Genomic DNA, 12,953 nt, shown 5'->3' with positions numbered 1-12,953 from the left:
ACGAACATTGGCTTTATTACTTCCCCTCTCATTGCCTGGTTGGCAAGGTTATTCTGCGGTGGCAGATCCGGCAGAATCCACTTTTTTATCCTCGTTCAGGGCTTTCCATAGCATATCTTTCAGTTCACTCAGGCCCTGTTGGGTCACGGAAGAAATGAACACATGGGGTACATCTTCCGGCAATTCTGCTGAGATAGCGGTTTTCAATTCATCGTCGAGCATGTCACTCTTGCTGATGGCTAGCAGGAATTGTTTGTCCAGCAATTCGGGATTATATTGTTCCAGCTCATTCACCAGCACCTCGAACTCTTTACGATGATCGGGGCTGTCGGCTGGAATCAGGAATAATAATACGGCGTTTCTTTCAATATGTCGCAAAAATCGATGGCCTAATCCTTTTCCTTCGTGCGCGCCTTCAATAATACCGGGAAGATCGGCTATACAAAACGATTTGTTATCGCGGTACGCTACCATGCCCAGTTGGGGGGTGAGGGTGGTAAAGGCGTAGTCGGCTACTTTAGGTTTGGCGGCGGTGATGGTAGAAAGGAGGGTGGATTTGCCGGCATTGGGAAATCCTACCAGGCCTACGTCTGCCAATACTTTCAGCTCTACTACTTTCCAGCCTTCGATGCCGGGCATGCCGGGCTGGGCATATTCGGGAGTTTGGTTGGTGGGGGATTTGAAGTAGGCGTTGCCGCGGCCTCCCTGGCCACCTGGAAGCCAGATCACTTCCTGCCCGTCGTGCAGGATCTCTGCTTCAACTTCGCCGGTTTCTTCATCTCTGGCCTGTGTGCCAAGCGGTACTTCAATGATGATATCCTTTCCAAAGCGTCCGGTGCAATTATCGCCACTGCCATTCTCTCCATCTTCTGCAAGCAGATTTTTATGCCAGCGGAGGTGGAGTAAGGTCCAGAGCTGGGCATTACCGCGCAGGATCACATGGCCGCCACGGCCACCGTCGCCACCATCAGGACCGGCTTGCGCATTGAATTTGGTACGCATGAAGTGCATGCTGCCGGCGCCGCCTTTTCCTGATTTACAAAATACACGGATATAATCTACGAAGTTCGCTTTTTCCACTTTTCCCTGATTTTAAAAAGGCCCTGCCCGAAGGAAGGACCCTAAAATAAAACGCAAAGATCGTGAAGTTTGGGTTAATTAGTACATAACAGGTACTAACTACCGGTAACTTACAATCTTTGCGTTGTGTAAAAAGATGATGAAAGCCTTTGCCAGTGCGGGATTACACTTTCTCGGCAATCAGTTCATCCAGTTCTTTGGAGAGCAGTTCAAAGGTGGCGTCAACAGTACCATCGCCTTTTACCTTTTTGAACTTGCCGAATTTGGCATAGTGATCCGCTACAGGAGCAGTTTTGCTATGATATTCCACGATACGTGCTTTCACTACATCTTCAGAAGCATCATCGCTGCGGCCGGAGGTCAAACCTCGGTTCAGCAAACGTTTGATCAGCTCTTCCTCAGGAACTTCCAAAGACAGTACCACTGAGATAGCCGTCTTCTTCAATGTCAGCAGCTTGTCCAACGCTTCCGCCTGCGCTGTCGTGCGCGGAAAACCGTCGAAGATAAAGCCCCGTGCTTCCGGATTAGCGTCCAGCTTGGAACTGATCATACCTATCACCACTTCGTCCGGCACCAGCAAACCCTGGTCCATGAACTTCTTCGCTTCCAGTCCTAAAGGCGTCTTCTCCCCAATCTCACTGCGAAGCAAATCGCCGGTAGACAGGTGAATCAGCCCGTACTTTTCAATAATCTTAGCACTTTGAGTACCCTTACCGCTGCCGGGAGGGCCAAATAAAATGAGATTGACCATGTTTATTTAAATCTAACTTACTCGCAAGGTTGCAAATATAACAAACAGTTGAATGTATTGGTAATTAAAATTACAATTGATTGAATAAACTGTAAAGTTTTAGAAAAATAATAAAGATATTTTAATTTTAAAGAGATATTTCTAAAATATCTTTAACGGCATACCCTAATTTAATTATAAAGTTTGTATTTGACAAAATCATATAATCAATATTAATAATTAGTTGATATACAGATCATCCGCTCGAATTACTGCCTGAATATTTGTAAGTTTATGACATGATGAAACAATTACTGGTTGCTGGACTAACAGGTTTGTTGATGACGGGCAGCGCAATTCCCAAGCCGCACTCGGTATTCAACAAGAAGAAAAACAAAAAGGTTGCACACACAATTCCACAAGACAAAGCATCGGCATGGGCCGACAGCGTTTTCCAATCGCTCACACCGGAAGAACGGATCGCACAGCTCATCATGATCAGGGCCCACTCCAACCTCGGGCAGGATCATATCGATGCGGTCGTGAAAGACATCCGCGAGAACAAAGTAGGAGGCCTCATCTTCTTCCAGGGTGGGCCCGTAAGGCAAGCCAATCTCACCAATTATTACCAGTCGATCTCCAAAGTACCTTTAATGATCGCCATCGATGGCGAGTGGGGCCTCGGCATGCGGCTCGACAGTGTTATCTCATTGCCCCGCCAAATGATGCTCGGCGCCACACAAGACACCGCGCTCGCCTATGAGGCCGGCCGCGTCATGGGCGAACAATGCCGCCGCCTCGGCATCCACGTGGATTATGCCCCCGATATGGATATCAACAATAACCCGAACAATCCGGTTATCAACGACCGCTCCTTCGGTGAAGATAAATACCAGGTAGCCCGCATGGGCGTTGCCACCATCCACGGTATGCAGGATGCCGGCATCATGGCCTGCGCCAAACACTTCCCCGGCCATGGCGATACCAATGTGGATTCTCATCTTGATCTCCCCACGATCAATAAAACCAGACAACAACTCGACTCCCTGGAGCTCTATCCCTTCCGCGAAGCCATCAAAGCGGGCGTAGGCTCTATGATGATCGCACATCTTTATATACCGGCCATTGACAACAAGCCCAATACGCCTACCTCCATCTCTTATAAAGCCGTTACCAAACTGCTGAAAGAGGAGCTGGGCTACAAAGGCCTGATCGTTACCGATGCACTTGAAATGAAAGGGATCGCCAAATTTTACACTAATGGTCAGGAATCCTTGCAGTCGCTGCTCGCCGGTAACGATCTCATGATACTCCCGTCCACCGCCGCCGGCAGCGTGGAAGCGATCCGGAAAGCCATTAAAAAAGGATTGATAGACCAGAACGAAGTAGATACCCGTGTGAAGAAAGTGCTGCGTGCGAAATATAACCTGGGCCTGTGGCAGCCGCAACATATTGATGTAAATCACATCACGGAAGATATCAATGCGAAAACAGATGCGCTGCGCCGCCGCATTGCAGAAAAAGCGCTCACCGTATTAAAAAATGAAAATAAACTGATTCCTTTCTCGCCGGCCATGACGCAGCAGAAGCTGGCGGTGGTTGCCGTGGGCGCGGATGTGAACAATACTTTCATTGATGCCATCAAAGCATACAAGCCCGGCACCGATGCGTTCATCTTCACCAGCCGCCAGAGCGTTGAGCAGGTAGCGCCAATTGTATCACGCATCCAACGGGATTATAAAGCGGTGATCATTGGCTTGCAGAACTACAGCCGCAGGCCGGCGGGTAACTTCGGGCTGTCGCTCGCCGAGCGCTTGCTCGTTCGCCAGCTGCAAAAAGAAATGCCTTCTGCCACGGTAGTTTTCGGCAATCCATATGCGATCCAGTATTTCTGCGAAGCGCCCAATATTATTGCTGCTTATGAAGATGACAGCACCACGCAACGTGCGGCAGCCGATCTACTCTTTGGCAATCTGGGCGCACAAGGAAAGCTGCCAGTAACGGTTTGCCCGGCCTATCCTTCCGGTACAGGCGTAACGTATGAAGTGAATAAATATACTTCTCTGCCGGCCGCTGATCCTGCCGTAGCCGGCCTCGATCCGCAAGTGCTGCTCAAAATAGATGCGATCGCCGAAGACATGATCTCCCGCGGCGCAGCCCCCGGCTGTGAAGTGCTGGCCATGCGCAATGGCGCAGTGATATTCAACCGCTGCTTCGGACATTTTGAATACAACAAACAGGAACCGGTAACGCCCAACGCTATTTATGATATGGCTTCCGTTACCAAAATATGCGCCACCACACTGGCGGTAATGCGCCTCTACGATGAAGGGAAACTGAGCCTGGAAGGCACTTTGGGCGAATACCTGCCTTTCGTGAAAGGCAGCGACAAAGCCGGACTGAAAGTACGCGACATATTATTACACCAGGCAGGTCTCGTAGCATGGATACCTTTCTATAAAGAAACGATCGATGCCGCCGGCCATCCGGATACCGCGCTATACCGCGCCAATCCCGATGAACAGCACCATGTAAGGGTAGCAGATCATCTCTACCTGGACAACCGCTATATCGATACGCTCTGGAAAGTGATCCTCGATAGCAAGCTATCGCCACGCCAGGGCTATGTTTACAGCGATCTGGATTTTATCTTCCTGGGAAAGATCGTGGAAACGATCACAGGAAAGAAACTGAATGAATATGTGCAGGAAACTTTTTATACCCCGCTGGGATTAGCCACCACCGGCTTTTTGCCGAGGGAGCGGTTTCCGCTCTCGCAGATAGCGCCTACCGAATTTGAGCACAACTTCAGGGAACAACAGTTGCGTGGCGATGTGCACGACCCCGCTGCCGCCATGTTTGGCGGCGTAGCCGGACATGCCGGCCTTTTCTCCGATGCGCAAGACCTGGGCGTGATCATGCAGATGCTGCTCAATGGCGGCACTTACAATGGTAAACAGTACCTGAAACCAGAGACCGTTAAATTCTTCACGGCATATAATTCCGGTATCAGCCGCCGCGGACTGGGATTCGACAAACCGGAGAAAGATAATGTATCCAGATCAGAGCCTTATCCTGCGAAATACGCTTCAGGGGCCACTTTCGGCCATACCGGGTTTACCGGTACCTGCGTATGGGCTGATCCCGCCAGCAACCTGGTGTTCATCTTCCTCAGCAACCGCGTATACCCTAACGGTGGCGCCAATACGAAATTATCTACCCTCAATACCCGTGGAAAGATAATGGACGTCTTCTACGAGGCAATGAGAAAGAAAGACTAAGCTGCTTGTTATAAAAAAGAAAACGTCCACTGTATTTCTACATACACGTGGACGTTTTCTTTTATAATAATAAGAGGGGATGAATCGTACTACTCCTGGTCAACGATAGACACATTCCTGTTCACAGTGGTCTGTGTTCTGATGCCGATCGCCTTTTCACCCAGCAGGTTTTTACCGCTTCTGATCTCAACAACGTATTGACCATCATCCAGTGATTGCAGGTTGTAACGAGCTACATAGTGCTGTTTTGCCGGCAGTGCTTCGCGGTGAAGTGTGTTGTTGTTGTTATCTCTGATGTAGAGCGTCAGCTTTTCGTTGTTAGGATTTTCGATAGAGATATTGAAAAGCAGGGAATCCTTTTCCGGTTGTGTGATTTGCATAGAGAACATCTCTTTGTTTACTGCCTTGCCGGGTTGCTCTTTAGCAAAAACACGGGCGGCGTTGTAAGCAAAAGCCTTTTCCTGAGCTGATGTGTGCATTGAACCAAACAGGATAGCGGCTAATACAATCATTACTGCTTTGGGCGCTAAAACAATTCTTACGAGTTTCATGACATTAATTTTTTAATGTTGAGCTTTTTTAATCAGGGCCGTATTAGCTAATACAATGGTACCTTTTATTTTCCGCCGCAAAGATCAGCACGTTGCGTTAACTGAATATTACCCGATTGTTAAAATAATGTGAGAAATATGCACGGGTGTTGTTGATTTCTGTCCTAATTTCGCATCGTTTATGGAAACAGTCACAATTAGAAATAATCGCCCGGTGGCCATATGGTTATATATAGGCGTGGGCATGTTGATCGTACAGGTACTTTTAGGAGGTATTACCCGTTTAACAGGTTCGGGCTTGTCTATCACGGAGTGGCAACCCTTGCTGGGCGCATTTCCGCCTATGAATGAGGCTGCGTGGCAGAAAGCATTTGACGGGTATAAACAGATCGCACAGTATAAATATGTGAACAATCATTTCACCTTATCTGATTTCAAATTCATTTTCTTCTGGGAATGGCTGCATCGCGACTGGGCCCGTTTGATGGGATTGGTATTCATTGTGCCATTTATCTATTTTCTTATAAAGGAAAAGATCAACCGCTCGATGGTGAACCCGATGATCATCCTTTTCCTGCTGGGCGCGCTCCAGGGGCTGATTGGCTGGATCATGGTGATGAGCGGGCTGAATGAAGAGAACCTGTATGTGAATCATATCCGCCTGGCAATCCATTTTATTTCTGCGCTGGTGCTGTTGTGTTATGTGTTCTGGTTTGCATTGAAACTAAGCATCCGCCCTGTGGAAATATTGCCGGCGCCGCAGTTGCGCAAGCTCAACGTGTGGCTGCTGGCGCTCGTAACGGTGCAGTTGATATATGGCGCATTTATGGCCGGCCTGCATGCCGCGCTGGTGGCCAATACCTGGCCTGATATCAATGGCGCCTGGATACCCGGAGGCATGTTTATACAAGGCGGCTTCTTCGCTGATATCTTGCACAATCCTATCACCATACAATTCATCCATCGCGGCCTGGCATACCTGATCACGATCCTCATTGCCATCTGGTGGTGGAAGGCCGCGCAAACGCCCGCCAACAGTATGTTGCACGCGATCCGCTATCTGCCAATGATGCTCGTGTTGCTGCAGGTGCTGCTCGGCGTACTTACCTTGCTCAACAGCCGTACACATATCCCGCTTACATTTGGTATACTGCATCAATGCGTAGGCATGCTGCTGCTGCTTTCGCTGATGTGGACCCTCTACCTCAGCAGAGGCCTTGCTGCGAAATAAGGATTTTCGAAGGCCAGATATCGAAATTTCTCGTAAGTTTATTGGTAATAATCGTCTGATGAAGGTGAAATTATTGCTTGTAAAAACTTACTATTCTTTCCCTATACAGCTACTGTTGCTGCATTTCAGGAAATACCAGGTGCTGCTCGTCTTTTGGGTGATCCTTTTCAGTACGATTAACGGAGGGTTCGCAAAAGTTTTTGGTGGCGATGCACTGTTTCTCGCGCCTGAATATCTGGGGAAAGTGAATTTCTACAGTACCGCCATCCTGGGCCTTGCTACAGGCACTTTCATCATGAGCTGGCATATCACCACGTTCATTTTGCATACCGGCCGGTTTAAATTCCTGGCCACCACTTCTCAGCCCTTTTTCAGATATTGTCTTAATAACTCCATCATTCCTTTGGCGTTTATCATCTGCCTGCTTTACCGCGGATGGGAGTACCAGCGTTATGAACAACTGGCGGCCATTACAGATATTTTGTTGTTGGGAGAAGGATATATATGCGGGGTACTGTTTATCATTTTCTTCAGTTTTTTTTATTTCTTTAATGCAGATAAGAACATAGGACGCAGGCTGGAACGGCGTTTCGGCAACCCGCGCAATTTCCTGCGCACAATCATGAAGCCTACGCAGGAGCCCGATGAAAACGCATTGCCTGTTCATAATTATTTCTCCACGCCCTTCCGCATCCGTCGTGCAAGGAATGTAGATCACTATAACAAACATTATCTCGACAGCATTCTCAAACAGCATCACTTTGCCGCCATGATCACCGTGGGCTGCGCCCTGATATTTCTTGTAATACTGGCCTACCTCATGGATTACAACGTATTCAGGATCCCTGCCGGCGCCAGCGTGCTGGTGTTCTTTGCCTTCCTGATCGGTGTGGCCGGCGCATATTCCTATCTGCTGCAAACCTGGTCCATACCAGTTTTGCTCGTGATGATGTTCGGGTTGAACTGGCTCGTAGAACACAATATTGTTGACAACAGGAACAAGGCTTACGGTCTTAATTATCGCCAGAAAGAGGGACGACCGGAGTACAGTCCGCAGGCGCTGCAACAGTTTTTCACGAAAGAAAAACTGGAGACAGACAAAGTGCGTACGCTGAAAATACTGGAACGCTGGCGGGCACAATTCCCGGCCAACAAGAAACCACCACTGATCGTGATGAACTTCAGCGGCGGCGGCAGCCGTTCCGCCACCTGGTCGGTGAATGTGCTGCAACGCCTGGATACCTTGCTGCACGGGCATTTGATGAAACATACCGTACTCATGACCGGCGCCTCCGGCGGTATGATGGGCGCTACTTATTTCCGCGAACTGTATTACCAGCAAAAGCAAGGCAAGCCGGTGCATCTCACCGATAGCATTTATGCAGAGAAGATCTCCCGCGATCTGCTCAATCCTGTGTTCTCTGCGATGGCAGTGAACGACTTTATCACACCATTCAGGAGCTTCCATATCGGACGGAATATTTATGCAAAGGACAGGGGCTATGCCTTTGAAATGCAGCTCAATCAGAACACTGATAAGGCTTTCAATAAAACATTACAGGCCTATCGCCAGCCGGAAGAAGAAGCCCAGATACCCATGCTGATATGGAACGCAACGATCAATGCAGATGGCCGCCGGCTCATTATTTCACCCATGCCGGTGAGTTACCTGTGCTCACCACAATACAAATATCCGACGCGGCAGGTACGTGATATCGATGGGGTGGACTTTGGTCAGTACTTCGCTCGACAGGATGCGATGGATTTGCGCGTTACCAGCGCGATCCGCATGTGCGCTACCTTTCCTTATGTATTGCCGAATGCCTTCCTGCCCACCAATCCCATTGTGGATGTGATGGATGCCGGTATCCGCGATAACTTCGGCCAGCAAACAACGCTGCGTTATCTCTATACTTTCCAGCAGTGGATCAATGAAAATACCAGCGGGATCATTTATATACAGGTGCGTGATACCAGGAAGAATGATATTTCTCCCATCAAGAAAACCAAGGACCTCGGCGATCTGCTCTTTGAGCCGCTGTTCACCATGCAGCAGCATTGGAGCGCCATGCAGGACTTTGACCAGGATGACCTGGTGAATTATATGGAAGCCTATTTCCCGGATAAATTTCACCGTGTTATTTTTCAATATGTGCCGCAACGCCAGGATAAGGCGGCGGCTCTGTCGTGGCATCTCACTTCCCGCGAAAAACTTGACATCATTCATGCCTTAGACAATCCTACCAACCAAAGCGCATTCGACTATGTAGTGAAAATTATGAACTATTGATAACCAGTCGATTATGAGGGCAAAACCCATCGTGACCAAATGATTACATTTATTTAAAGCCCGTTTCCTTCATTCTCGTCAGGTTTTCGTACCTTTGCGCCTTCATTTTGTGGCTATTGGCGCTAAAATGCTTAATGGCTGATAGCTAAAGAAACAAGTATATGAATATTCGTAATATTGCAATCATTGCACACGTAGACCACGGTAAAACTACCCTGGTGGACAAAATTCTTCACCAGACCAACGTATTCCGTGAGAACCAGGAATCCGGCGAGCTGATCATGGACAGTAACGATCTTGAAAGAGAGCGTGGTATTACCATTTTCAGTAAGAATGCATCTGTTGAGTACAAAGGCACCAAGATTAATGTGATCGATACTCCGGGCCACGCCGACTTTGGTGGCGAGGTAGAAAGGGTATTGAAAATGGCCGATGGTGTGATCCTGCTGGTAGACGCCTTTGAAGGTCCGATGCCGCAGACCCGTTTCGTGCTCCAGAAAGCGCTGCAGCTGAACCTGAAGCCGATCGTGGTAATCAACAAAGTGGATAAAGCCAACTGCCGCCCCGACGAAGTGCATGATGCCGTATTCGAACTGTTCTTCAACCTCGATGCAACAGAAGAGCAGCTGAACTTCCCGACCTTCTACGGTTCCGGTAAGAATGGCTGGTTCAACTCTTCATTAACGCCCAGCGAAGATATTACGCCGCTGATGGATGGTATCCTGGAATATGTTCCAGAGCCGAAAGTAACAGAAGGTAACCTGCAATTGCAGATCACCTCACTGGATTACTCTTCCTTCCTTGGCCGTATCGCTGTAGGTAAAGTAACCCGCGGATCCATCCAGGAAGGCCAATGGGTAACCCTGATGCAGACCGATGGTACCTCTAAAAAACAGAAAGTTCGCGAACTGTATATATTTGAAGCATTAGGTAAGAGAAAGGTAACCGAAGTAGTAGCAGGTGATATCTGCGCTGTAGTAGGTATTGAAGATTTCAACATCGGTGATACCATCGCTGATGCAGAAGCGCCGGAAGCCCTGCCAGTCATCAGTGTGGATGAACCTACCATGAACATGCTGTTCGGTATCAACAACTCGCCGTTCTTTGGTAAAGATGGTAAGTTCGTTACTTCCCGCCACCTGCGCGATCGCCTGATGAAAGAAACCGAGAAGAACCTCGCGCTGCGCGTGGTAGATTCTGATAACGCTGATAGCTTCCTCGTATATGGCCGCGGTATCCTGCACCTGGGCGTATTGATCGAAACCATGCGCCGTGAAGGTTATGAGCTGACTGTAGGCCAGCCGCAGGTAATCATCAAACAAATTGATGGTAAAAAATGTGAACCGTATGAAACCCTGGTGGTAGACGTTCCGCAGGAATCTGCCAGCAAGGTGATCGACCTGGTTACACGCCGTAAAGGTGAGATGCTGATCATGGAAACCAAAGGTGAAATGCAGCACCTCGAATTTGAAATTCCTTCCCGTGGCCTGATCGGTCTGCGTACGCAGATGCTGACTGCCACTGCCGGTGAAGCTGTAATGGCGCACCGCTTTATGGACTATAAAGCCTGGAAAGGCCCTATCCCCGGCCGTAACAACGGTGTGCTCATCGCGAAAGAAGCAGGTACTACTACCGGCTACTCTCTGGATAAACTGCAAGACAGAGGTTTCTTCTTTGTGGATCCGGGAGAAGAGGTGTACAAGGGTATGATCATTGGTGAGAACAACAAGCCAGGCGATCTGGTGGTGAACGCCAATGAAGGTAAGAAGCTGACCAACATGCGCGCAAGCGGAAGTGATGCTGCTACCAACATTGCACCTAAAACACTGATGACACTCGAAGAGTGTATGGAATACATTCAGCAGGATGAGTGTATCGAGGTAACGCCTAACTTTATCCGTATGCGTAAAACCATCCTGGATGAAGAAGAGCGCAAGAAAAATGCAAAGATCATGAAAGCAGAAGCTTAATATTATTAGGCAGAAAATATAGAAGGCCACCGGATACAATCTGGTGGCTTTTTCTTTTTACAGTATTTTTTTGAAGAAGACAGTGTCTACCGCCATTTTCGGGAATTGTGGCGGCAGGTCTTGTTCTGCTACCGGTTCGTAGCCGTTCTTTTCATAGAAGCGCAGTGCGGCCTTGAGCAGGGGCACGGTGCCGAGATAAAGTTGTTTGAGCCCTTTGTTTTGTGCATGGCTTTCCAGTATTTGCAGCAGTTGTGCAGCCACATTTTTTTCTTTGCCGCGATAGTCGGCCCTTACGAACATTTTGCGGATGGCGCCAATATTACTGCCGGTATCGATCAGTGCAATGGTACCAACTACTTCGGATTGCTGATTGAGTGCGCACCAGAAGTTTCCCTTGCCTTGCTGATAAAAGGAGGGGATGTTGCTAAGGTCGGGTTGATCGGCGAATGTGATGGGAACACCAAATTCCTTTTGCTGGATATTGGTGATAAGAGTAGCTACCTGCTGCTCGTAAGCGGGTATGAATGTGGTGAAGGCGATGGTTTCCATACTACTAATTTAAAAAAAATCCCCGCCCAGGAAAAGGCGGGGAGTGCATACTAACCCAATGCTTACTAAAACTAAAACTAAGTTTGGTTTATATAACTATATAACACTTTCTGATTTGATTCGATCAAGTGCGCCCTGGCCGGGCGTTTCAGCGGATGGCGATTATGCCTGTTCTGCTTGTTCCGCCAGTTTTGCTTTGATCTTGCCTTCAATCTCGGCAGACAGTTCGGGGTTATCGCTGAGCAGTTGTTTCACTGCATCGCGACCCTGGCCCAGTTTGTTGCTGTCGTAGCTGAACCAGCTACCGCTTTTCTGGATGATACCATATTCTACGCCCATGTCGATGATCTCACCCATTTTGGAGATACCCTGACCGTAGATGATATCAAATTCTGCCTGACGGAAAGGAGGAGCTACTTTGTTTTTCACCACTTTCACTTTTACGCGGTTACCTACGGCTTCGTCGCCATCTTTGATCTGGCTCATGCGGCGGATATCCAGTCGCACGGAGGCGTAGAACTTCAATGCATTACCACCGGTAGTCGTTTCGGGGTTACCGAACATTACACCAATTTTTTCACGCAGCTGGTTGATGAATATGCAGCAGCAGTTTGTTTTGGCAATGGTAGCGGTGAGTTTACGCAATGCCTGTGACATCAGGCGGGCCTGTAAGCCCATTTTGCTTTCGCCCATTTCGCCTTCCAGCTCACCTTTGGGTACCAGTGCAGCTACGGAGTCGATCACGACTACATCAACGGCGCCGGAGAGGATCAAACGATCGGCAATTTCCAATGCCTGTTCACCGTGATCCGGTTGAGAGATCAGGAGAGAATCTACATCTACTCCCAGTCTTCTTGCATAGCTGCTATCGAAAGCATGCTCCGCATCTATGATTGCGCAGATACCACCTTTCTTTTGTGCTTCTGCAATAGTATGTATGGCCACGGTAGTTTTACCGGATGATTCAGGTCCATATATTTCGATGATCCTTCCTTTAGGAAAACCACCAATTCCCAGCGCGATATCCAGACCTAAAGAACCTGTAGAAATTACTTCCATGGGTGCTTCTGCCTTTTCTCCCATCATCATCACAGATCCCTTACCGAAATCTTTCTCGATCTTGTCCATCGTAAGGCGGAGCGCCTTTAATTTTTCTGCATTGGCTGTAGACATATAAGTAAGTTTTTTACAAATTTAAACGAAAGCAATCGTCACTAACTGGATTGCTAAATTATAACCTAATTTTCAATTTTCCTAAAATTTTTAGCATT

Annotated in this window: 9 protein-coding genes; 4 read left to right on the top strand and 5 right to left on the bottom strand. The window is 48.3% G+C overall.

Annotated features, from left to right (window positions below; genetic code table 11):
* Positions 1-48: 48 nt before the first annotated feature.
* Entirely contained in the window at positions 49-1,080 is a 1,032-nt protein-coding gene (gene obgE / locus FPG75_RS18050) for a GTPase ObgE (RefSeq protein ID WP_143308510.1), read from the bottom strand.
* Between the two features lie 163 nt (positions 1,081-1,243).
* Positions 1,244-1,831, bottom strand: a complete 588-nt coding sequence (locus FPG75_RS18045) for an adenylate kinase (RefSeq protein ID WP_143308508.1) — start codon at positions 1,829-1,831, stop codon at positions 1,244-1,246.
* A 278-nt stretch (positions 1,832-2,109) separates the two neighbouring features.
* On the opposite strand from FPG75_RS18045, the gene FPG75_RS18040 reads away from it, so the two are divergent.
* Positions 2,110-5,091, top strand: coding sequence for a glycoside hydrolase family 3 N-terminal domain-containing protein (locus tag FPG75_RS18040; protein ID WP_143308506.1), 2,982 nt, complete (start codon positions 2,110-2,112; stop codon positions 5,089-5,091).
* Between the two features lie 89 nt (positions 5,092-5,180).
* Here FPG75_RS18040 and FPG75_RS18035 read toward each other — a convergent pair whose 3' ends face one another.
* Positions 5,181-5,642, bottom strand: coding sequence for a hypothetical protein (locus FPG75_RS18035; RefSeq protein ID WP_143308504.1), 462 nt, complete (start codon positions 5,640-5,642; stop codon positions 5,181-5,183).
* A gap of 181 nt (positions 5,643-5,823) precedes the next feature.
* Between FPG75_RS18035 and FPG75_RS18030 the strand changes: the two genes are divergently transcribed.
* The 3 genes from FPG75_RS18030 (at position 5,824) to typA (ending at position 11,133) form a co-directional block, all read left to right on the top strand.
* Positions 5,824-6,873, top strand: a complete 1,050-nt coding sequence (locus FPG75_RS18030) for a COX15/CtaA family protein (protein ID WP_143308502.1) — start codon at positions 5,824-5,826, stop codon at positions 6,871-6,873.
* A 58-nt stretch (positions 6,874-6,931) separates the two neighbouring features.
* Positions 6,932-9,163 carry a patatin-like phospholipase family protein gene (locus FPG75_RS18025; protein WP_143308500.1) on the top strand — a complete coding sequence of 744 codons (2,232 nt, stop codon included), beginning with the start codon at positions 6,932-6,934 and terminating at the stop codon, positions 9,161-9,163.
* 161 nt (positions 9,164-9,324) lie between these two features.
* Positions 9,325-11,133: a translational GTPase TypA gene (typA, locus tag FPG75_RS18020; RefSeq protein WP_143308498.1), complete on the top strand. Its 1,809-nt coding sequence runs from the start codon at positions 9,325-9,327 to the stop codon at positions 11,131-11,133.
* A 57-nt stretch (positions 11,134-11,190) separates the two neighbouring features.
* On the opposite strand, the gene FPG75_RS18015 is transcribed toward typA, so the two are convergent.
* Positions 11,191-11,682: a GNAT family N-acetyltransferase gene (locus FPG75_RS18015; RefSeq protein ID WP_143308496.1), complete on the bottom strand. Its 492-nt coding sequence runs from the start codon at positions 11,680-11,682 to the stop codon at positions 11,191-11,193.
* 162 nt (positions 11,683-11,844) lie between these two features.
* A complete protein-coding gene (recA, locus tag FPG75_RS18010) occupies positions 11,845-12,855 on the bottom strand; it encodes a recombinase RecA (protein WP_143308494.1) in 1,011 nt (336 codons plus the stop codon).
* Between the last annotated feature and the right edge of the window lie 98 nt (positions 12,856-12,953).

It is taken from the genome of Chitinophaga vietnamensis (assembly GCF_902167635.1).
Classification (GTDB): Bacteria; Bacteroidota; Bacteroidia; order Chitinophagales; family Chitinophagaceae; genus Chitinophaga; species Chitinophaga vietnamensis.
Note: the sequence above shows the minus strand (reverse complement) of the source record. Positions and strands in the feature narration are given on the sequence as shown.

Coding starts and splice junctions, on each gene's coding strand:
- FPG75_RS18045 (WP_143308508.1), bottom strand. CDS start 1,831: ATGGTCAATCTCATTTTATTTGGCCCTCCCGGCAGCGGTAAGGGTACT.
- FPG75_RS18040 (WP_143308506.1), top strand. CDS start 2,110: ATGATGAAACAATTACTGGTTGCTGGACTAACAGGTTTGTTGATGACG.
- FPG75_RS18035 (WP_143308504.1), bottom strand. CDS start 5,642: ATGAAACTCGTAAGAATTGTTTTAGCGCCCAAAGCAGTAATGATTGTA.
- FPG75_RS18030 (WP_143308502.1), top strand. CDS start 5,824: ATGGAAACAGTCACAATTAGAAATAATCGCCCGGTGGCCATATGGTTA.
- FPG75_RS18025 (WP_143308500.1), top strand. CDS start 6,932: ATGAAGGTGAAATTATTGCTTGTAAAAACTTACTATTCTTTCCCTATA.
- typA (WP_143308498.1), top strand. CDS start 9,325: ATGAATATTCGTAATATTGCAATCATTGCACACGTAGACCACGGTAAA.
- FPG75_RS18015 (WP_143308496.1), bottom strand. CDS start 11,682: ATGGAAACCATCGCCTTCACCACATTCATACCCGCTTACGAGCAGCAG.
- recA (WP_143308494.1), bottom strand. CDS start 12,855: ATGTCTACAGCCAATGCAGAAAAATTAAAGGCGCTCCGCCTTACGATG.